Source organism: Polyangium jinanense (genome assembly GCF_028435365.1).
Genome location: NZ_JAGTJJ010000068.1, coordinates 1 through 21771, shown reverse-complemented (window position 1 = coordinate 21771; position 21771 = coordinate 1). Strand labels below are relative to the sequence as shown.

Here is a 21771-nt window from a genome sequence, read left to right as displayed (position 1 = left end):
CGCTCCGGGCCCCGGTCAGAGCGACTTCAAGTACTCGATCAGGTCGGCCCTGTCGCCTGGCGACAGGTTCAGGTTGAAAACGGACTCGTAGTGGTCGACCACTTCGCCGAGGTTGGCGAAGCGACCGTCGTGATAGAAGCCGCCTTTTTTTCGCGTGAAGAGCCCACCGAGCGGCGTGGTCCGGTAGCGCTCGTCGGGCGACCGGTTCGACTGAAAAGCGTCGATTCCGATCTCCGCCGGCGTGTGCATGTTCCACCCGGGCTCGGTGAAGATCGGTGGCACGTGGCAGCGCGCGCAATCCCCCCTCTGCGGGTCGTTGAAGACGTCCTTGCCACGCTTGGCTGCCGCAGGCTGGAAGGTGTTGGCAGGTGGCTTCGGCGCTTCGAGCGCGAGCTGGTAGAAGTGCAAATCCGCGAGCTTCGGCGTGATGCGGTCCACGGGATCGCGGACATCGTCGAAATCATTTGCCGCGGCGATCGGGAACTTGTCCGCGTCGTCGAGACGTGGGTCGAAGAAAATGCCTTGCCCTCCCATCTCGAGATTCGCGACGAACGCGTTCCAGTGCGTGACCGAGCCCCAGCCCGTATACGTGTGGAGGTTGACGCCGGCGAGGCCGAACGCCGCGGGGATGAGCGTGGCCGCCGATCCTCCGGTCGCGTTCTCGGTCTTGCCATCCAGAATCAGCTCGGCGTCGAATTTTCCGACGCCCCAGTTCACGAGCACCGTACGCAGCTCGGCCTCGGTGAGCCCAATCAGGTCGGCGAGCGGCGCCACCGTAGGCGCCGAAGCGATGATGGCGCCCACGTTCAGATCGCGGTTTGGCCAGCCGTCCTGGCGCTTGCCGATGCCAGCAGAGAAAGAGTCGTCCACGGTCGAATGGCAGAGCGCGCATTGAATGCCCACCGAGACGAGCGTGTCCTTCCCGTCGAAGAACCCGGTCACGCCTACCACCGCGTTCAACCTGAGCAGCGCGAGCGTGGTCGCCGCAGAGTTGAGGTCGACCTGGCCTTTTTTGATCTTGAGCTGGAGCGGCTTGGGCAATGCTTCGACGTCCACCTTGAGGCCGAGGCCGAGCGCCTGGACGGGGGTCAGGTTCCTGATGGTTTCGTGCAATCGAAGCTGGCCGCCCCAGAATGCCTCGTCACCGAAGGTATCGAACCGGAAGGTTTGTCGCCCATTGTTGATGGCCACGCGCGCGTCCTCGACGACGGGGTCCTCCTTGCTGCAGACCGGCTGCTGTGCCTCGTCGACGGGCTCGGGCTCACTGCGCTCGCAGCTCGAAGCAGCGGCGAGCGTCGCCGTGAACAGCACGGCAGCAAGTGTATTCCAACGCATTGCAGTCACCTCTTTCGCCGGCCTCTTCCATGAGGACGGGATCCGACGTGCACGCCTGCGCCCGGCCGTGTGCGATGTCCACGGCGGCTCCTTGGCAGTCCCGCAACGTCGCCAGGGGTTTTGCACGCGAGGTCACATTGCTACCAGGCACCTATCCCGCAAAATGGTACGGGCAGCGCCCTATGCGCGCATGAAGGTCACGCGCTCGGCCGGCGGTTTTACCGGGCCGTTTCCGTCCAGGTGACCGGCAGTTCGTGGACGCCGTAGATCTGCATGTTGGTCTTGAGTTTCACTTCGCCGGCGGGGACGGCGAGCTCGAGGGTCGGGAAGCGACGTAGCAATGCCTCGAAACCGGCCCGCATCTCGAGGCGGGCCAGTTGGTTGCCGAGGCAGTGGTGGAAGCCGTGGCCGAAGGACAGGTGACCGCGGGCCTCGCGGTGGATGTCCAGGGTGTCGGGGTTGTCGAAGCGCTGAGGGTCGCGGTTGGCGGCCAGCAAGGAGACAACGACGGTCGATCCCTTGCGGATTGTTTCGCCGCCGAGTTCGATGTCCTCCGTGGCGTAGCGATAGAGGATATCGACAACGGACAGGTAGCGCATGAGTTCCTCGACGGCATCGGGAAGCAGATCCGGGTTTTCGCGCAGTTCGGCGAGCTGCTCGGGGTGCTCCAGGAGCGCGAAGGTGCCCAGTGCCAGCATGTTGGCCGTGGTCTCGTGGCCCGCGAGCAGCAGCAGGAAGGCCATGCCGGTCAGCTCCTCGACAGTGAGGTCGTCATGGCGGGCCAGGTCGGACAGGATGTCTTCGCCGGGGGCGGCGCGTTTGCGCGTGACCAGTTCGGAAAGGTACGTGGTCATTGCGCCGTACGCGGCCATCTTCTCGTCGAGCGGAATGTCCTTCTCCAGGAACTTGGCGGAGTTGACCTGGAAGTTCCCCCGGTCCGCGTAGGGGACACCGAGCAGTTCGCAGATCACCAGCGAGGGCACCGGCAGCGCGAACGCCTTGACCAGGTCGACCGGCGGGGGAAGGCGCGAAAGGTCGTCCAGTTGCCGCTCGGCGATGTCGGTGATCTGCTCTTCGAGCCTTTTCATGCGTTTGACGGTGAAGGCGCCGGTGAGCCTGCTCCGCAGCCGGGTGTGGTCCGGCGGGTCCATGGCGATGAACAAGCCCGGCACCTGCGGAGGCGGTTCGGTGATGGCGGGCATGCCGGGGACCTCGTACGGCACGTGAAGAATGCCGAGGTCCTGGCGGGAGCTGAACCGGGTGTCGGCCATGACCTTTCGGACCGCGTCGTAGCCGGTGACGAGAAAGCCCTCGTGACCGTCGGGGAAGACCATGGGACTGACAGGGCGAGCCTCGCGCAGCCGGGTGATCTGGCGGGGCGGGTCGAAGGGGCCTGCATCGCGCGCCATGGGAAGGCCGTGCGGGATGGGAACCGTCAACGTGGTGTCGTTCATGAGGCGAGTGTGCACCTTGACCTTGGGTCAAGGTCAAACCGCAATTTTTCGCGCGGTTCGTGCTCTGGATCGCCCATCCGCGAAAAAGGCAGGGTGAAGTTACGGACAGAGCGTCGCTGCGTAGAGGCCGTCGGCATTGAAGCTGCCCCAGTCGAGCGGCGTGGCGCTTCCGTAGACCTTGCAAAGGACCTCGCCTGCATCGATGCTCAGGATCTCGATCGTGCCTCCCGCGAAAGGCCCGGTGTCCGTCGCATCATTGCAGCCCGGCGCCGAGCCACGCCAGTAGGACGCGGCGATGGCCGGGTCGGTGAGGTCGATGATCCCAGGCGTCTGGAGCGACGGCGGGAGGCGCAGCATCACGCGCGAGGTGTGCGTGCAATCGATGGGTGACCAAGGATCCTGGCAGCTCCCGGGCTCGGTCCCGAGGAAGAGGTAAAGCGCGTCGGGATCCGGGGATGCGCCGCCCGGCGGCGTGGCGAGGTTTTCGCCCTGGACCGCCAGCGCGGGGGAAGGCGGGCTCGGCGGGGGCGCCGTGCTGCAAAAGGTGGCGGTATAATCGCCGTCGACGTCCGGGTACGGGGGCGGCAGCGTCCCCGTGTTCAGCTTCACGGAGACGGAGGTCGCATCACTTTCGACGATCTCGAGCGTGCCCACGAATCCGTGGCCATACGACTCGGTGGCGCCGCCGCAGGAGGGCAGCGAAACGCCGAGGTAGCTGAAGATGCGACGGTCCTGGAGGTCGATGACGCCAGGACGATTGAGCTCGGGTGGGATGACGAGAAAGAGCTGCCAGAAGGGATCGATACAAGCCGGAACGGGGGTTCCGGATTCGATCACCGGCTGGCTGCACTCCTGGAGCGAATCGCTGAAGAAGAGCACGAGCGCGTCGGGATCCGGTATCTCCTGGTATTGCGGTTCGAAGACCCCATGCGGGGTATCGGGCAGGAGGGTCAATTCGGCGACGCGCATTGCGATCGCGTTGGGGTGCGGGTCCGGCGGGTTCGGGCCCACCACGGTTTCCGAGTGTCGAGCTTCCACGGGGCCGAGTACGATCGCCTCGCAGCCACTGCTCATCATGGCCAATGTCCCGAGCGCTGCCATGCAATGCTTCATTTTGATGACCTCCTTTGAAGGTTCCAGGATGAAGTCCTCCCGGGAGGCCGCCACGGCTCATCAAAACCAACCGAAATCGACGCCCACGGCGGGGAGCACGATCGGCTTGCCCCAGGTCGCGACCTCGTGTTTGGCAAGCTGAACCGAGACCCCTTGGCCGATGAAACTGGCGAGAATATCCGCGCGCACGCGGAGCATGGGCGTCGCGACCCACGAAAGGCCGACACGCACGAAAGGGGCCACCGTCACCGCGGAGGCCGACCCCGGAAGAAACCCTGCATTGGCTGTCCCGTGGCTCTCCAGCGAGACGGCCATGATCCCGAGCTCCGCCAACGGCGCCCATCGGGTCGCGCGTGGATGGAAGACAAACCGCATGCCTCCCCCGGCCAGCAGAACCGAGAGATCCGCGCTGCCCTCGGCGCCCTCGACGCGGGGCCTCGTCAGCGGAATCGCCGCAAAGCCGCTTACGCCGACGTGCGCGCTGGGCATCCAGGCGAGGCCGATACCGAGGTTTACCGCGGCGCCGAAGCCGCCGGGGCTGAGGAGCAGGCCAGGAGCGAGCGAGAGGCGCAGCGAGGGGGGCTCGCGCTTTCCGGCGAGCGCGCCTGGCGCGGGGAGGGTCATCTTCTCGCGGAGCTCGGGCGTCGCGGGGACCTCGCCGGGAGGGACCCCCGGCACGGCGACCTCGAGCAGGCTGGCGCGCAAGAGCTCGACCGTTCGTAGCGCCAGCGCAGCGTCACGGTCGAGGGATCCACCGGCGTCGGTGATCTCGCGCAGGACGGTCTTGCCCGTGACGCGATCGGCGACCCACACCTCGACGCCGCGCTCGGAAGGGACGACCCGGATGGCCGCGATGGCGTCCGCCTTGCGCGCCGTGGCCTCGAGCGAGGCGCGCGAGGCCGGCTCGACCCCGGGATCGAGGAGCGCTGTCCGAAAGCCCAGCGCTTCGAGCTCGGCCTGGACACGAAGGCCAAAACGATCGCCGGGGGCGCAGACGACGGCAATGCTGGAGACGGCATCCCCGGCGCGCGCGGCAGGCGCGAGCGCAGCCACGAGGGTGTGCACGGCGGCGGCCAGGAAACACACGAACGAGCGCCGGCGCGTCATGGCGCCGAGCTCGCTCCGCGGGCGAGCACGCCCCGCGCATACGCTGCGTGGACGCCGCTCGGATACGCGGCGAGGTATCGCTCGGCCGCGCGCCGCGCGCCGGCCAGGTCTCCCCGCTTGTCCTCCGCTTCGACGAGCCGTCCGGCCGCCTCCGCGGCAAACGCGCCGCCCGGCTGCTCTTGTAGGTAGAGCACGAACCAGCCGGCGGCCCCCGCGTGGTCCTTTCGCTGATCCTGCGCGATCCGGCCGAGAATGAACGCCGCCGCCGCTGCCTCCGGGGAGCCGGGGAAGCGACTGCGGAGCGACGTGAAGGCCTGGCTGGCGCGCGCCGCGCTGCCGCCGAGCCGGGCCGCGTCGCCGAGGGCGCGCAAATCGCTCGCGCTCGCGCCTTCGCAGATCACGTCGAACCCTTCGAGCTCGGCCGCTGCGAGGGCGTCTTTGTACTTTGCTTCGAGCGAAAGGGCGCGCCATCCGGGCCCCGCCGGCGCCACCACCGGCGGAGGAACGGACGAGCCGCTGGCATTCGCTCGAGCGTGCGGCCGAGGCGATTCGGCCACGGTGACGCGGGCGGTGGGGCTCGTCGAGGGTGCGTCCGGGATAGGCGGGACCGCGTCTTTCGGGGGCTCGGTCGGTACCACCGCGGTGGGTACGGGGGCCGCGCTTTCGTCGACGGTGCCGACCTCGAGGGTATTCTGCGCGGGCGAAATGGTGAGCCGCTCGCCGGCGCGGACAGCACGCTCGTCCCCCACGACCGGCCCGGAGATGGTGATCGCGCCCTCGCGTAGCCCGACGGAGACCTGCTCGGTCGCGGGGTCCCAGCGGATCTCGAAGCGCGTGCCGATGACGTGGACCTGGAACGGTCCGGCCCATACCGTCCAGCGGGCGCGGTCGAGGTGGACGATGGAGAGATCGAGCGTGCCCCGCTCGACCGCAATCTCGGCGCCGTGCGCGTCGATCGCGGTGACCCGGGCGCGCCCTCCCGGCGCGAGGTGGAGTTCGGAGCCATCCGAGAATCGGATCGGGAGCTCGGCGGCCTTCGGTGCGGCGATCCACGCGCCGACGGCCCCGGGTTCGGTCATGCCGACCGAAAAGCGCAGGGACGCACGGGGCCGCGTCGCGACGCTCGCCATGAGCACGATGACGAGCAGCGCCGCCGCCGGCAACAAAGCGAGGCCGACGGCGAGCGACCTCGGTCGGCGCGATGTGCGGGGGATGGTCGCCTCGAGCAGCCGCGCGCGCCCCTGCGTGCGCTCGAGCCTCGCCGCCGGATGTCGATCTTGCAGCGTGGCGACCTGTTGGCCCAGGTTCGTCAGCGATCGCTCGGATTGCCCCATCGGGTACCTCTCTCGAGCCATGGCTCGAGCACCGGATGTCTACGCGCCTCGGCCTCGAAGCGAGCCCCCGCGCGTGCGAGGCGTCGTTTGATGGTCGCGAGCGAGGTCCCGCACGCGGCGGCGACCTCGGTGAGCTCCATGCCGTCGATGAAACGAAGCGCGAAGGCGATGCGCTCTTCGGCGGGAAGGGTGTCGAGGACGGCGTAGGTGGCCCGCAGCGCATCGAGCACCTCCTCGGAGGGAGCGCTCGACGGAACCTCGGGCAGCTCGTCGCTGGGCAGGAACCAGAGCCATTTGCGGCGCCGGCGGCGTGTGATCGACGACCGGGCGACGTGGACTGTGATCATGGTGAGCCAGCCCTTGAGGGCGCTGGGATCCTCGAGCTTGGGGAGCGAGCCGAGGGCGCGGACGAAGACGTCGTGGTGGAGGTCGGCGAGCTCGTGGTCGAAGCCGAGGATGCGGTAGAGCACGCGGTGGACGTGATCGGCGTGGCGATCGTAGAGCGTGGCGAGCGCGCCGGGGTCGCCGCGGCGAAAGGCGAGGACGAGGGCGGCATCATCCCCGGCAAACGCGTCCCGGGGGACGGCGGGACGGGGGACGAGCTTGAGGAGGGCAGACACTACGCGTGGAGTCTCCGCAGGGAGAGCGCACGGCTCACGAGTCAAAAGGAACCTACGGGGAAAGCCTCCATGAGGTTCAAGAGCGAGTGGAGTTACCCACGCGGAAGCCCCCTCCAGGCCGAAAGCTCGTACTTGACCCCTTCTCGGAGACCTCCCGAAGGTCATCGGCGCGATGTCGATGCCGACACGCGGACCTTCCCGAGCCTTCCGGCTGCGGGTCGATGTCGGCTTGCCGACCTCGAAGTGGTCTCCGGCTGCGGGTCGATGTCGGCTTGCCGACCTCGAAGTGGTCTCCGGCTGCGGGTCGATGTCGGCTTGCCGACCTCGAAGTGGTCTCCGGCTGCGGGTCGATGTCAGCGTAGCCCGCGGTGCTCCGACGGATGCCTGCCGGCGATCATCGCAAGTGCTCGGCCATCGGCGCGGGTTTCGTCATGGCCGCTCGAACACGGCGACCGCGCTCGGGTACGCGACGGTCACCCGGAAGTAGCGAAGCGCTGACCCGCCCAGCGCGCCGTCCACCCGTTTATCCATCCACTGCGACATCCACTCGTGGAAATTCTCATCCTGTCGCCGCACGAACCAGACCGGCCCAACCTCGTGGCCCGCGACCATGATCCGCGGCACTTCGATCATCGGCTCCCTGCGGACGCAAAGGTCGGCGCCCTCGATCACGCGCCACTCCGGGTGATCCTGGCGCCACCGGTCGAAGGTGGACTGCACGATGAAGCTCGTGGCGCGCACCGGAGGCCCGCTGTCCGCGAGCGCCGCTGCCGCCTGATCCGTGAGATTCACGGTCGCGCCCGTGTCGAAGAGGAAATCCACGGTCTGGCCGTCGATCTGCGCCTGGATGCGCGGAAAGTTGGTCGCCCGCGTGCCAGCTTGGTTCATGGGAAAACCAAGCGAGACCCGGTGAGACGCGTCGTGCGCCGGCAGATCGCCCGCGGCGCGGAGGAGGAGCCGGCGGCCCGGGTAATCGAAGGTCCACGTGCGGCCCTGGAACCAGGCCTGGCCAAGCATGCCGTCGCTGCTCTCACGTTCACAAGCATTCTTGGCCTTCGAGGCCACGCCGAGGTGCCCCCCAAGCACAGTCACCGGGGGAATCGAAGCCTCAGGCTTGAAGGGCGGGAGCAGTACGCCCTCGGCCAGCCCCTCGTCGCCCGCGATCTGCTCTGTCGGGAGCCCAAGCCGCTCGACAGCGCTGCGGGTGAGGAAGAGTCCGCCGCCCGTATCGGTGTAGAGGAGCAGCCGGGCGCCGCTGGTGGTGATGGGCTCCACGAAGAACCGGTCAGCCACGAAGCGCGTGGGAAGCGGTAACGGTCTGCCAGGCAAGGGGAGCGCAGCTGGAGAAGGGGGGGCGCTAGGCGGGGGAGGCGCGGGGGCAGCCGGGGCGCAGGCAGTCGCGCAGGAGAGGAGCAGCACCAAAGCAAGGCGAAGATGCACACGAGAGCTCATAGCATTCTTCGGCCGCGGGCGATGGAGGCGGGAGCGGGAGCGGTCATCGCAAGGCGTCGCGCCGGGGCGCTGCCCCGGGCCCCGCGGGGGCTGTTCGCCCCTCGACCCGAACCAGGGCAAGCCCTGGACCGTTCGTGGAAGAACTGCGCGTTGCGCAGTTCTTCCAACAGGCCGGTGGCAAGACCAGGAAGGTGCGTTGCACGCTGGCGACAGGCACGTTGCCCGTTGAACGGTCTTGGTGGGCGGGGGCGCTCGCCGGTCTTGCCTCGGCCTGTTCGATGAACTGCGCATCGCGCAGTTCATCGACCCCGGGTCCAGCGCTTGAGCTGGTCCGGGTCCAGGGGCGGATAGCCCCTGGTGGGGCCTGGGGCAAAGCCCCAGCTCCGCGCCTTGACGCTCACTCGGTAGGTTGAATGGACGGCGCAGGCTCCGGGCGGCGGCCAGCGGCTTCGGGCGAGAGCCGCTTCACCACGCTTCTCACGACGACGTAGAACGCGGGGACGAGCAGAAGTGCAAGCACCGTCGCGCTGATCATCCCGCCGAGGACACCGGTACCGAGTGCGCGCTGCGTTTCCGCGCTGGCGCCACTTGCGATCGCGAGAGGGACGACGCCGAGTGTGAATGCAAGGGACGTCATCAGGATGGGACGCAAGCGCAATCGTGCTGCCTCGATGGCCGCACTCGCCGTCCCGCGCCCTTCCTCTTCGAGCTGCTTGGCGAACTCCACGATGAGGATGGCGTTCTTCGCGGAAAGCCCGATCAGCGTGATCAGGCCGACCTTGAAGAACACATCGTTCGGCATGCCGCGCAGCTTCACCGCCAAGAGCGCGCCCAGCAAACCGAGGGGAACCACGAGCAGGACGGACACGGGGATCGACCAGCTCTCGTAGAGCGCGGCGAGCACGAGGAACACCACGAGCAGGGAGAGCGCGAGGAGCGCGGGCGCTTCATTGCCCGAGAGACGCTCCTGATACGAGAGCCCCGTCCATTCGACGCCGTAGCCCGGGGGAAGCTGCGAAACGAGACGCTCCATCTCGGCCATCGCTTCTCCGCTGCTGAAGCCGCTCGCTGCGGTGCCGGAGAGACGCACGGCGGGATACCCATTGTAGCGAACGAGCTGGAGCGGGCTCCGCTCCCATCGAGGTGTGGCCACGGCGGAGAGCGGCACCATGCGACCTTCTTGGTTGCGCACCGGCAACGCGAACACGTCGTCGAGCTGCATGCGCACCTCGGGCTCCGCTTGCAGGATCACCTGCTGCAAACGCCCCGCGTTTGGAAAGTCATTGACGTACATCGAGCCGAGCGCCGCCGAGAGCGTCGCGTTGATCGACGCGAACGACACACCGAAGGCCTCTGCACTCTGACGATCGATCTCCACGCGCACCGACGCGCCGTCGGGCAACCCCTCTGGATACACCCCCGCCACCACGCGGCTGTTTGCGGCAGCGGCGAGGAGCTGGTTCTGTGCGGCGAGCAGGCGCGTTTGCCCCTGGTTGCGCCGATCGACGAGACGCATGGCGAACCCGGAGCTCGTGCCAAGGGAATCGATCGAAGGGGGCAGGACGTGGAACATGCTTCCGTCGCGGAGGCCCGCGAAACGCTCGTTCGCGGCTTGCACCTCTCCCTGGGCCGTTGCGCCTTGGCGCGCGTCCCAGTCTTTGAGGATCGTGAACATGAGCGCCGCGTTCGGGCCCGAGCCGGAGAAGCCGAAGCCCTGAATGGCCACCACCGCACGCACGCCCGGTCGCTCGCGAACATAGGCTTCGTACGAGCGGATCACCTGATCGGTACGCTCGGCGGTCGCATCCGAAGGTAGCGCGACGCTCGAGATCCAGTAGCCCTGATCCTCTTGGGGCAGGAACGAGCCCGGCAACGCGCGGAAGAGCCATGCCGCCCCGACGCCGATGGCGACGAGCGAGACGAGCGCGGTCCAGCTCCGCTTCACCACGCGACCGACGCCCTGGCCGTACCGCTCGGTGAGCCACGCGAAGCCACGATTGAAAGGCCCGAACACACCGCGGTTTGCATCGTGGTGCGCGGACACCGGCTTCAAGAGGGTCGCGCAGAGGGCGGGCGTCAGCGAGAGCGCGAGGAACGCCGAGAGCAGGATCGACACCGCCATCGAGAGGCTGAACTGTCGGTAGATCGTCCCGACCGAGCCCGACGCGAACGCCATCGGAATGAACACGGCCGACAGCACCAGCGTGATTCCGATGACCGCGCCGGTGATCTCCTTCATCGCCTTCTTCGTCGCCTCCTTTGGCGAGAGGCGCTCGGTCGCCATGATGCGCTCGACGTTCTCGACCACGACGATCGCATCGTCGACGATGATGCCGATCGCGAGCACCATCCCGAACATCGTCAGGACGTTGATCGAATACCCCGTCGCATACATGACGGCGAACGTGCCGAGCAGAGCGATCGGCGCGACGATGGCGGGCACCAGCGTGTAGCGGAGGTTCTGAAGAAAGACGAACATCACCACGAACACGAGCGCCATCGCCTCGAAGAAGGTCTTGAAGACCTTCTCGATCGAAATGCGAACGAAAGGCGCCGTGTCGTACGGAATGCCGACCTCGATCCCGTCCGGAAAACCCTCGGCGAGCTCCGCGACGCGCGCGCGAAGGAGCGCGGCTGTCTCCACCGCGTTCGCCCCCGGCGAGAGCATCACGCCCGCGCCGGCCGAGGGCGAGCCGTCCGTTCGCGTCGAGGTGCGGTAGCTCTGCGCGCCGAGCTCGATGCGGGCCACGTCCGACAAAAGGACACGCGAACCGTCCGCTCGTGCGCGCAGCACGATGGCGCCGAACTCCTCGGGCGTCTCGAGCTCGCCCCGCACGACGAGGGGAATCGTCACGCGTTGTCCCGGAACCGTCGGCGCGTCGCCCACCCGGCCCGGCGAAACCTGCGCGTTTTGCGCGCGGATGGCGTTCGCCACGTCCTCGATCGACACCTCGAGCGCCGTGAGCTGCGCGGGGTCGAGCCACACGCGCAAGGCGCGCGGGGCGGCGAAGACCTGCACGCTGCCCACGCCGCGGACGCGCTTCAGCTCTTCGACGATACCCCGCGAGAGGAAGTCGCCGAGCGTCTGTTCGTCGTACCGGCCATCGGGCGAGCGCAGATCGACGATGCAGAGAAAGTTCGAGGTCGACGCCTCGACGGCGAGGCCGATCTGCCGGACCGTCTGCGGCAGTCGAGGCTCCACGGTGCGCAGACGATTCTGGACCGCGACCTGGGCCAGCTCGGGATCGGTCCCCGGCTCGAACGTGACCGTGATCTGCGCGACGCCCGACGTGTCCGACGAGGACTCGAAGTAGAGCAGATGCGGCACGCCTGAAATCTCGCGCTCGATGGGCGCGAGGACGCTCTCGCTCATCGTGGAGGGCGTCGCGCCGGGGTACACGGCCGTCACGTTCACGCTCGGTGGCGCGACGGTCGGGTAGCGCTCGACCGGCAGGCGCTGGAGCGCGAGCACGCCGAGCAAGACGATGAAGAGAGAGACGACCCACGCGAAGACCGGGCGCTCGATGAAGAAACGCGGCATGATCTCGTTATTCGCTTGCGGGCATGCGCGCCGCGTCAGGGGTTAGGGGGGCGATGCGCTCGGCGCGGCCGTCGCCGCAGGAGCTTCGGAGGGCGCGCTCGGCCGGTTCGGCGGCGGCTTCCAGGTCGAGGGACGTACCGACATGCCGGGCTTGAGCTGATCCTGTCCTTCGACGACGACGCGGTCGCCCGACGTGAGCCCGTCGCGAACGATCTGCTGCCCCTCGACGATGCGCCCCGTCGTGACGGAACGCACCACGACGTGGTCGCTGGGGTCGACCACGAGCACGCTCTCGCCGAGCGCGGGATCGTGGAGCACGGCCTGCTGCGGCACCGTGATCGCCTGGGGCTCTCGGCCGACGGGGATACGCGCGCGGACGAACATCCCCGGCAGAAGGTGGAGATCTTTGTTCTCGACGAGCACGCGCAACGTCAGCTCGCTCGTCGACGGGTCGACGTTCACGTCGGTCGAGAGCAGTCGTCCTTGCTCTGCGTAGGGCTCGCCGCGCATCGAGAGCAACGTGACCGGGAGGCCCTGGCTCGTTTCGAGCTCGCCCCGCGCGAGGCGCTTGCGCAGCTCCTCGTAGCGCATCACCGGCTGGCGGATGTCCACGTACACGTGGTCGAGCTGCTGGATCGTGACCATCGGGATCGGATCGGTGGTCCCCACGAGCGCCCCCTCGGTGACGCGGGAGAGACCGATTCGTCCGCTGATGGGGGCCGTGACGGTGGCGTAACGCAGGCTGACCCTGCTCCGCGCGAGCGAGGCCTCGGCGATGGCGAGGTCGGCCCGCGCGATGTCGACCGTGCTGCGCGCGTTATCGGCCGCCTGGCCCGCGATGGCGCCGCTCGTTTCGAGGCGCTGCGCGCGCTCGGCCTCCCGTGTCGCGATCGCGAGGGCAGCGCGTTGCCGCTCGGTCGTCGCGGCGGCGCTCGCGACCTCGGCCCGGAAGACCGTGGGGTCGATGCGATAGAGAGCCTGCCCCGCCTTGACGGTGTCGCCCTCGTTGAAGAGCCGCTCGCGCACGATGCCGGACACGAGTGGCCGGACGTCCGCGACCCGCACCGGCACGACGCGGCCTGGAAGCACGTCCTCGAGCACCACGGCGTGCGGCGCCACGGACACGACCGAGACTTCGGGGGGCGGCGGCGGAGGCGGCGGCGTGCTCGTCTCGGCGGACGCGCAGGCCGTGAGGAGCGTCGCGCAAACGAAGAGGAGACGAAGGTGTTGCATGTCGTTGTTCTATCGGTCTCTCGCGGAGTTTGTCCGAAATGGCCGCCGATGGATGCCCCGGAACGAACGCAGCGGGCTCCTGCCTGGTCCGATCGCGGAACATCTCCGTGGGGTTCGCGCGCGGAGGAGGTAATGGCGAGGCGTATGGTGGTCACGTCAGGACGGGAATTCGCCCTTCTTCACGCCCAAGCACAACGGGGGCGCAGCGATACCGTTCCTGTCATGCCGCCGTGGTGAAAGGGAGGGGAACCTCGGAGCCAGAACGAGAGACATGCACGGCTCCTGGGTCGTGGCGCCCCACACGGCCTTCCTTGGTTTACGGATCCATCTCGTTCAAAACGGACCAGGTTTACCACGAACAATATGAGGTGCAAGGGTTCAGGGCGAAGAGCAAGCTATGGAGTCGATCTTCGCAAGCTCGGATTCGAACCCAAAGAGCTGTTTGGACATCTCACCTTGACATACCACCTGGCACGTGGGCCGCGCCGGTCAGGGCGAAAGAGGTTCGCCTGCCGGCCATGTTGTACACTCGCCCAAGCCGAGAGGAGGCTCCCGTTGGAGTGAACCCGACGATGAAGCACGATTCCCACGGCAACGGCCCCGCGCAGCGAGGAGGAGTCCATAGGTAAGGAGCGAGAGAGAGAAGCCGAAATGCTTCGAGGTTTGTCGAGGAGCTGCACGATGCGCAGTTCCTCGAACAGGCCGAGTCAAGACCAGGAGCGACCCTGCCCACCAGGGCAGCGACGCTGACCTTTCCCCTGGCAACGTTGTCCCTGGTCTTGCCACCGGCCCGTGGAAGAACTGCGCATTGCGCAGTTCTACCATCCCGCAGGCTTCGAAGCGTCGGTCCTCGACTGGGCGCGGCTCGATCTCGCCGCTGCGGTGGAATCGATGCCTGACGCCCGCGCTCTCGCAGAACCCTTCGGGTGCTCGCGACAGGGCACCGGGCAAGGGGGTTCGCCGTGGCGCGCCGAGCGACGGACAACACACAGCCTATCTGGCAGGTGGAGGAGAGCGCGGATGCAGAAGGACGAGATGGCGAAAGCCGGCGTCATCGCCGGTGCGGGCCTGGCAACCGCAACGATCGCGGGCGCGGCAGCCACGCGGCGTGGCTTCAATCTGCGCGGCTGGGCACTCTACACGCTCACCAAGCTGCTCGCGCCGAACCTCTCCGATCCGGAGGTGCTGCGCAAGACGATCGAGAAGGACCGAGCGGAGGGACCGAAGCGCCCGCCCAAACGCCTGTTGACCAAGATCGACTTCCGCGAGGAGGTGCGGGACGGGATGCTCGTGTTCCACGCGTCCCGGAAGGGTGCGCCATCAACGCCGCTGCGCCTTATGTACCTTCACGGCGGCGCCTTTGTCCTAGATTTGCAGGAAATCCAGTGGAACCTGGTTATTGGCCTGCTCGATCGCGTCGATGCGGAGGTCGTGGCGCCGATCTACCCGCTTGGCCCCGAGGCAAGCTGGAGGGAGACCACGGCGGCCGTCAAGAAGCACGATCTGGACATGGTCGCCGAACATGGCGCGGGCAACATCGTCGTCTTCGGCGATTCCGCAGGGGGCGGGCTTGCGCTGCTGCTTGCGCAGGCCCTGCGCGACGAGGGACTTCCGCAGCCTGAAGCGCTTGTCCTCTTTTCGCCTTGTCTCGACATCAGCGGCAGCGGCGAGGATCAGCCCGCTCTCGAACGCCGCGATCCGGCCTTGTCTCTCAAGTTGATTCACCAGATCGCGCCGATGTGGGCGAAGGACGTCCCCGTAGCCGGCCAGGCTCTGGACGAGGCAGCGGATTTCATTCTTCGGCGGACATCACGCATACCGCGTCAGGCGCTGAGCATTGGTCTCATCGCGAGGGGTCGCGCCGGGGCGCTGCCCCGGGCCCCGCGGGGGCTGTTCGCCCCTCGACCCGAACCAGGGCAAGCCCTGGACCGTTCGTGGAAGAACTGCGCATCGCGCAGTTCTTCCAACAGGCCGTTGGCAAGACCAGGAAGGTGCGTTGCCCGCTGGCGACGGGCACGTTGCCTGTTGAATCGTCGGCGCCGCGGTTTTGATAGGCAGGGTCGTCGTTGGTCTTGACCTGGCCTGTTCGATGAACTGCGCGGAGCGCAGTTCATCGACCCCGGGTCCAGCGCTTGCGCTGGCCCCGGGTCCAGGGGCGGATAGCCCCGGTGGGGCCTGGGGCAAAGCCCCAGCGCAGCGCCTCCCAAGATGAGACCAATGCTCAGCGTCAGGCGGGCGCGGGGGCCGTGGCCGCCTCGGGCGCCGTCGAGCGCTTGTAACGGCGGATCGCCGATTCCCCGATCGCTCGGGTGGCGGCCGTTGCGGCGAGCGCTCCCGCAGGCACGGCGAAGGCCGGGTTCAACGTCATCGCGATAGCCACCGGCGCGGCGGCGCTGGCGGCGCAAGCCGCCACCACGGCCACGAGCTCCGTCACACGCTCGGATTGGTCGATGTCCTTCCCGAAAAGCAGCGCTATCTCGAGGATGAGGTAAAGGTGCATCCTGGTGAGGATGGATGCGCCTGCGACGAACCCCAGGCCTTCGTACACGATGCCGAACCCAGGGACGGCGGCGGGCGCATGAACGAGGCCGCCCGCGGCGAAGGAAATCGCCGAGGTCGATGCAATGAGACGACGCGCCTGCTGCTCTGGCGACTCGTCCGGATACATGCGCCGCACGCGCTCCGCAACCGACCGGATACGGGACTTTCGGAGTCTCAGGACGAAGTAGAGCAGATCATCGGTGAACAGGCTTTGCTGATCGGCTACCTGCTGCGCGATTGCCATGGTTTGCCCCCTCTGCCGGAACGCCGCGAACGGATTGTGTCCTGACCAGGAGATCGTCGGCGGAACGCCACTTCCACACGCGGCGAGGTTGCCCCTCTCCTCGAGCGTGATGGACAGCCGAGCTCCTCCTGGTTGCTTCTGTCCCACGCTCGGCCGCCTTGCGAGAGCCGTACCGGTTCTGATCCGCCGCTCTCTCCTCTTCTCCTTGGCAAACGCGAGATCCTGGAGGCCCAACCGCTGGAGGCGACTTCACGACGCCCGTCTTCGCCATCCCGTCGCCCTCCTGAGCGAATCCCGTCACGGTCTCCTCGCCAGCGTTTTACCCGGGATTCGCAGGTTCGTCGCCGAACGCGTGCATCATGCCCGGGCATGACGTCACGTAGGTTGGCTCATCTCTCCGATTTGCACCTGGGTTCGTCGACGGCCGGCGCCGTGCGCGCCGCGGCGCTCGTTCGCCGCATCGAGTCCGACGGCATCGATCACGTCGTCGTCACGGGGGATCTCACGCACCAGGGGGAGCACGCCGAGGCGCGCCGCTTCCAGGAGGTTTTCGCGCCGCTCCTCCGAAAGGGCCGCGTCACGTTCATTCCGGGCAACCATGATCGCACGGGGCAGGATGCAGGCGGTGAATGGATGCAAGGCCAGCGCGTTCGCGTCGAGGATCGGCCCGGTCTCTATCTCGTATGTGTGGATTCGACCGCTCCCCACAACCGCTCGTACTTTCAAACGCATGGCGAGCTGTCACGAGGCGTCCTCATGGAAGTGGACGCGGCGCTCGACGAGGCCCCCTCGGGCTGTCTGGTCGCGGTGCTGCTCCACCACCACGTCCTGCCGCTGCCCGAGGATAGCCCCATCGAATGGCTCATCGCTCGCCTCGGATCTCCCGTCATGGCGGAGCTCTCGCTCGGCGCCGAGCTCATCGAGCGCGTCCGCGGCCGCTCGGACCTCGTGCTCCACGGCCATAGGCACACGCCTCGCGCCTTCGACCTGAGCCGCGCGGGCGAGCGCGGGCTCTCCGTCTTCAATGCGGGCAGTTCCACGGAGCTCGGAGGCTACCGCGTCTTCGAGCACGAAAACGGGCGGCTCTCTGGACGACCGTCCTTTTGCAGGGTCATCCCCCGGGCCGGGACGCGCTTCGTGGCGGACAACATGCTTCCCGCACTCCAGCACGTCGCGCGTAACCTCTACACGAGCGATGACCGCGGCAAGGTCGCCCGCGTAGGTATTTGACATCAAAAGGCGTCCACCTCGAGCGGGATGGACGGCGCGCTCGACCTCGACGCGCTCCAGGCCTACTTCGCAGCCCATTCCCCCGTGAGCCCACCCGCGCTCGATCGAATCACTGCATTGCCATAATCTTCCAGTCCGCAAGCGGTAGCCGCCCGCCGGCAGCGAGGTCTCAGGGCACATAACCGGCGTACGACAAGCCGAGCCCAAGGAGGAGAAGGACAATCCCCGCTCCCGTCAGGAGCCCAGGCCTCTTGTCGAGCATCGCCGTCCCGACCTGCACGAGGCGCTCCGGGAAAAGCATGCGGAGCGCCCCGCCGATCACGAAAAGCCACCCGATGATGGTCAGCCCGATCGGCCAACCCGATCTCCAGGCGTTGACGATGCCGAGCCCGATGAGCAGCGTCATGAATCCCGACAGGTAAATGAGTGCACGGCTGCCCAGAAATTCCTTGACCATGGCGCGATAGCTCTTGCCACCGAACAACGCACTGGCACCGCTCATCAGGAGCAGCGGCCCGATCAGCCTGGCAATATAAATCGACGAATCCATGCGGCTTCCCCCTCCTCGCGTCTCACCCCGTCCACACGAATCGTGTGCCCCGAACGGTCAAGTGCAAGGGCCCCAAATCACGCCCGCGCATTCACCTTCTACTTCCATCTCTGCGCGTTTGCGCGTCCTTCCGTGATGGCCCTCGACGGGACGCGGCTCGGTCGAGCCCAGTGTACGCCCTCGGTGGCCTCCAGGGCCTCGAGCATGCGCGTGCGCTCGATCTCTCAGTTCGGGCAGGTCCCACTGCCAAGTCCTACGTCTACGTCGGGCGTTCGCGCGTCGTGCGCGCTTCGAGTCCTTTCTGGAGCTTTCGGCATTCGCCCTTCGGCAGCTTGCGAGCGAGCTCCGCAAGATGATTCAGCTCGTCGTCTGCCGGAAAGGTGATGATGCACAACGAAGGCACACCGAGCGCGCGTGCAATGCGTTCGATGGTCTCGATGGTGATCGCACCGAGACCTTGCTCGATGCTCGACAAGTGTTCTTTCGACATCGCGCCGGCGAAGGCGAGATCCTGCAAGGACATGCCGCGCTCTTGGCGCAGCTCGCAGACACGAGCGCCAACTTTCAGGCAGAGTGGATTGACTTCGGTTCGTCGGGGCACGGTTCCTCCCTACTCGGGCATGAGGTGGCCCGAGGTCCCTACCACAGACTCCACGCCGAGACAAACCCCGCGGACAAACATTCGTACGACCCCCCTCGGAGAGACGAGGGGCCCGCGTTGGGTCACCGCTGTTTCATGGTCCGGAGAAGCGAAACACGCCTTCAGTTGGGTGGGATGTGCCAGAACTTCTCGAGTCGGCACGAAAGGTCGGCGGTGAAGGTCCCCGTGGCGTCGTTGGACGGGTTACCGAGCTCCGCGGGGCGTGGCGCCATGGATGCGCCATGGACTTTGATGTGGATGGGTTGCTGCTCCACGCTCACGCCAGGCTCGTACGCGACCACGTCGAGCGTGCCCGAAGCGCTGGTCCAATCGGCAGTCGACGTCGCCCACCTCAGCAGGACGTGGTTTTGCCCCGCCTCGTTCATGGTGGGAACGAGGGGCAACGGCTTCCCACAGGCCAGGGCATCGAGGTCGTGACTCCAGAGCTGAAACCAGCGGCCATCGCCGGCCTTGCCGACGATGGCGAGGGCCCAGCCCACCGTCCAGTATCCCTCGATTGGGCTGGTTCCTGGGAGTGACTCCGGGATGGTCAGGGTCGTGGGGCCGAGGTCCGCACCGCTGACGTTGGAGGCATGGAGAACGCAGCCCGGAACCTCGGGAACCTCGGCCTCTCCTCCTGCGCCGCCGTCGTCATGGCAGCTCGAGGTCGTGCCGGCAGGAACCGGACCCGTCGTCTCGAACTCCGACCGCGCGCCGCACGCGCACACGAACGCGATCGATGCCGCGATGACCACCCGACCCTCGCCCCGTTTCTTGGTGCCCATGCTCATTCGCCTGAGTGAGACGGAACACGCTACCACGGAGCTGAGGCAACTCGATACTTTCTCATGGCGCCAAGCGGAGGCGGCGGCGGCAAGCGGGATCTGTTTGAGATGATCGATGAGAAGCTCGGCAATCGGCGCACCTTCGTAGCGATTGGGAGTTTGCCGCGATTCGTCGTGCGCGAGGTCGAGGAGTATCTGCGCTGCGGGATCCTCGGCGAGGGCCATGAGTTCCCACGGGCTCGGGTCCGACATGGCACGGCTCCTGCAAGTTCACGCCCTTGCCGACCCTGCCCTTCTCCTCGGGCGTGGGCCGACCCGAAGGACGCCTCGTGGTGCCTACACCCAATCACAACGTAAGTTCACCCGGATCCCCTCGTCGACGAGACCCCGGAGGAGGTCGGACCTCGTCGGGTGCCTGGCCGACGAGGCCCCGGCGAAGTCCGATCAGGGCGGGGGCTCGCCGACGAGGCAACCGACGGAGTCCGATCAGGGCGAGGGTCTCGCGGACGAGGCAACCGACGGAGTCCGATCACGGCGGGGGGCTCGCCGACGAGGCAGGCGGCGGAGTCCGATCACGGCGGGGGGCTCGCCGACGAGGCAGGCGGCGGAGTCCGGAGCGGAAGCGGCAGCGGGTTCGTTGATCGCCTGGCAGATGTAGGTGGTGCCCGCCGAGTTCGGCGCGCAATACAGCCCCGGGCAGCAGGCGCCGGACGAGCAATCCTCGCTGAGGTTCTTGCAGGCGACGTCCTCGCCGCCCCCCCGCAATGAGCAATGGCGAACGAGGGGGGCCAACTGCCCCCTGCCCTTTGACCGGGCTCGGCGTTTGCCCCGGAACGGGGTGGCCTGTTCAGTAAACCTTCGGCATGGCGCGGAGCAGCTTGCCGACGGCATGGTGCGCGGCCACCTGCTCGATCGGTCCCGTTGACAACCACCGAGGAGCTTCTGTAGCCTCACCACGCTTCGATACCTGAAAAGGAGCGCCGATGATGGCACGCGGGAAGATCATGCCGCTCGACGAGGCGATGGCGCGCGTCGTGAATGGCACCCGCCTGATGATGGGGGAGTTCGTCGGTGTCGCAGAACCTGCGAAATGCATCGAGTGGATGCTGGAGAAGCGCGTCCGTGACCTGACGCTCATCACGGTCACGCCGGGCCTCAAGGGCGGGTTTCTCATGGGCCGCCTGTTCGAGCAAGGCCAGATCAGCGAGCTCATCTCGACCCACGTCGCCACGTCCGACGAATCCTCGGAAGCCTACCTTCAGGGCAACCTCAAGGTCCGCCAGTTCTTCCCCATGGGGACGTGGGCGGAGAAGGTGCGCGCCGGGGCGGTGGGGCTGGGTGGGATCCTGGTGCCGGTGGGGATCAGCATCCTCGATCAGCCCGGCATCTTCCCCGATCTCGAGGAGCCCAAGCAGAAGCTCACGCTGAACGGACGCGAATACTTCGTGGAGGAGGCGCTGCGCGCCCAGGTGTCGATCATCAAGGGCTGGCGAGCCGATCCGCTCGGCAATGTGGAGTTCCGCCACACCAGCCTCCAGAACCAGCGGGACATCGCCATGGCCGGTGATTTCACCATCGCCGAGGTCAACGAGATCGTACCCGTCGGTACCATCCCGCCCGACCGTGTGGGCTGCCCCGGGCCGTTCGTGCAGGCCGTGGTCCAGGGCCATAGCCTGGAGGAGCAGCACGAGCTCTATCGCAACCACTGGATCAAGATCGGCCGGCTTGCCCCGGTCGCTCGATGAGGGTCCCTGATGACCAGCCGTGAAAAGGCCGCCCTCGACCCCCGCGTGATCATCGCCCGCCGCTGCGCCCTGGAGCTGCGAGACGGCGACGTCGTCAACCTCGGCCTCGGCATCCCGACGCTGACGGCCAATTACCTGCCGCCCGGGGTCGACGTCATTTTTCACACCGAAAATGGCTGTTTCGGTTTCGGCCCAAAGCCGCAAACGCTAGACGCCGACAGCGACGTGACCAATGCTGGCGGCGAGCCCATCACCCTGCTCCCCGGCGCCTCGATCATGGACCTGACCACGTCCTTGGGCGCCATGCGCAACGGGTATATCGGCACGAGCATCCTGGGCGCGCTCGAGGTCGACCAGGAGGGCAACCTGGCCAATTGGGCAACGGAGCGGAAGGGGCGCTGGTGGCCCGGCATCGGCGGCGCCATGGACCTGTGCTACGGCGTTCCGCGGATCATCGCCGCACTGCAGCACGTCGACAAGTACGGCGGGAGCAAGGTTCGCCGCCGGACGACCCTGCCTCTGACCGGAAAGCGCTGCACCAAGGTGATCGTCACCGAGAAGGCGGTGTTCGACGTCGTTCCCGGCGGGCTCGTGCTACGAGAAGCCTTTCCCGGGCTCTCCGTCGACGATATCCGCGCCATCACCGAGGCCGAATTCGAGGTATCACCCGCGTTCCGCCCCATGCAGCTCGAGTCGACCGCCACGCAAGGAGGGTAGCGGAACGGCTGGGAGGCGCTTCGCCGGGGCGCTGCCCCGGACCCCGCGGGGGCTGTTCGCCCCTCGACCCGAACCAGGGCAAGCCCTGGACTCGGGGTGGAAGAACTGCGCGATGCGCAGTTCTTCCAAC

General features: G+C 67.2%; 17 protein-coding genes. 4 read left to right on the top strand and 13 right to left on the bottom strand.

The window, feature by feature from the left end; genetic code table 11:
• Positions 1-15 precede the first annotated feature (15 nt).
• The 9 genes from KEG57_RS47705 to KEG57_RS47665 form a co-directional block, all read right to left on the bottom strand.
• Complete coding sequence (locus KEG57_RS47705) at positions 16-1335, bottom strand: hypothetical protein (RefSeq protein ID WP_272427755.1); 1320 nt, start codon at positions 1333-1335, stop codon at positions 16-18.
• Between the two features lie 218 nt (positions 1336-1553).
• Positions 1554-2789 (bottom strand): cytochrome P450, encoded by a 1236-nt coding sequence (locus KEG57_RS47700; RefSeq protein WP_272427754.1) that lies wholly within the window; start codon positions 2787-2789, stop codon positions 1554-1556.
• A gap of 99 nt (positions 2790-2888) precedes the next feature.
• Entirely contained in the window at positions 2889-3902 is a 1014-nt protein-coding gene (locus KEG57_RS47695; RefSeq protein ID WP_272427753.1) for a hypothetical protein, read from the bottom strand.
• Positions 3903-3962: 60 nt separating this feature from the next.
• Complete coding sequence (locus KEG57_RS47690) at positions 3963-5009, bottom strand: hypothetical protein (RefSeq protein WP_272427752.1); 1047 nt, start codon at positions 5007-5009, stop codon at positions 3963-3965.
• Positions 5006-6364, bottom strand: a complete 1359-nt coding sequence (locus tag KEG57_RS47685; protein WP_272427750.1) for a FecR domain-containing protein — start codon at positions 6362-6364, stop codon at positions 5006-5008. Before KEG57_RS47685 ends, KEG57_RS47690 begins: the two co-directional genes overlap by 4 nt.
• A complete protein-coding gene (locus tag KEG57_RS47680; RefSeq protein WP_272459761.1) occupies positions 6319-6963 on the bottom strand; it encodes an RNA polymerase sigma factor in 645 nt (214 codons plus the stop codon). The genes KEG57_RS47685 and KEG57_RS47680 overlap by 46 nt, the downstream gene beginning before the upstream one ends.
• 429 nt (positions 6964-7392) lie before the next feature.
• A complete protein-coding gene (locus KEG57_RS47675; RefSeq protein ID WP_272427748.1) occupies positions 7393-8256 on the bottom strand; it encodes a pepsin/retropepsin-like aspartic protease family protein in 864 nt (287 codons plus the stop codon).
• Between the two features lie 556 nt (positions 8257-8812).
• Positions 8813-11956, bottom strand: coding sequence for a multidrug efflux RND transporter permease subunit (locus KEG57_RS47670; protein ID WP_272427747.1), 3144 nt, complete (start codon positions 11954-11956; stop codon positions 8813-8815).
• 42 nt (positions 11957-11998) lie between these two features.
• A complete protein-coding gene (locus tag KEG57_RS47665; RefSeq protein ID WP_272427746.1) occupies positions 11999-13189 on the bottom strand; it encodes an efflux RND transporter periplasmic adaptor subunit in 1191 nt (396 codons plus the stop codon).
• A 1020-nt stretch (positions 13190-14209) separates the two neighbouring features.
• Here KEG57_RS47665 and KEG57_RS47660 point away from each other — a divergent pair.
• Complete coding sequence (locus tag KEG57_RS47660) at positions 14210-15265, top strand: alpha/beta hydrolase fold domain-containing protein (protein WP_272427745.1); 1056 nt, start codon at positions 14210-14212, stop codon at positions 15263-15265.
• A gap of 151 nt (positions 15266-15416) precedes the next feature.
• Here KEG57_RS47660 and KEG57_RS47655 read toward each other — a convergent pair whose 3' ends face one another.
• Positions 15417-15974 (bottom strand): hypothetical protein, encoded by a 558-nt coding sequence (locus KEG57_RS47655; protein WP_272427744.1) that lies wholly within the window; start codon positions 15972-15974, stop codon positions 15417-15419.
• A gap of 369 nt (positions 15975-16343) precedes the next feature.
• Here KEG57_RS47655 and KEG57_RS47650 point away from each other — a divergent pair, with 369 nt between their 5' ends.
• On the top strand, positions 16344-17204 hold the full coding sequence (locus KEG57_RS47650; RefSeq protein ID WP_272427743.1) for a metallophosphoesterase family protein: 861 nt from the start codon (positions 16344-16346) through the stop codon (positions 17202-17204).
• A gap of 169 nt (positions 17205-17373) precedes the next feature.
• Here the strand turns inward: KEG57_RS47650 and KEG57_RS47645 are convergent, their stop codons facing one another.
• From KEG57_RS47645 to KEG57_RS47635, 3 genes are all read right to left on the bottom strand, one after another.
• Positions 17374-17754 (bottom strand): hypothetical protein, encoded by a 381-nt coding sequence (locus tag KEG57_RS47645; RefSeq protein WP_272427742.1) that lies wholly within the window; start codon positions 17752-17754, stop codon positions 17374-17376.
• Positions 17755-18013: 259 nt separating this feature from the next.
• Entirely contained in the window at positions 18014-18355 is a 342-nt protein-coding gene (locus KEG57_RS47640; protein ID WP_272427741.1) for a helix-turn-helix domain-containing protein, read from the bottom strand.
• 161 nt (positions 18356-18516) lie between these two features.
• Positions 18517-19431, bottom strand: a complete 915-nt coding sequence (locus KEG57_RS47635; protein WP_272427740.1) for a hypothetical protein — start codon at positions 19429-19431, stop codon at positions 18517-18519.
• Positions 19432-20162: 731 nt separating this feature from the next.
• On the opposite strand from KEG57_RS47635, the gene KEG57_RS47630 reads away from it, so the two are divergent.
• Together KEG57_RS47630 and KEG57_RS47625 are read left to right on the top strand one after the other, a co-directional pair.
• Positions 20163-20924, top strand: a complete 762-nt coding sequence (locus KEG57_RS47630) for a CoA transferase subunit A (RefSeq protein WP_272459760.1) — start codon at positions 20163-20165, stop codon at positions 20922-20924.
• 9 nt (positions 20925-20933) lie between these two features.
• The gene (locus tag KEG57_RS47625; RefSeq protein WP_272427738.1) at positions 20934-21641 is read left to right on the top strand and encodes a 3-oxoacid CoA-transferase subunit B; all 708 of its coding nucleotides are present in this window, start codon (positions 20934-20936) and stop codon (positions 21639-21641) included.
• Positions 21642-21771: the final 130 nt, after the last annotated feature.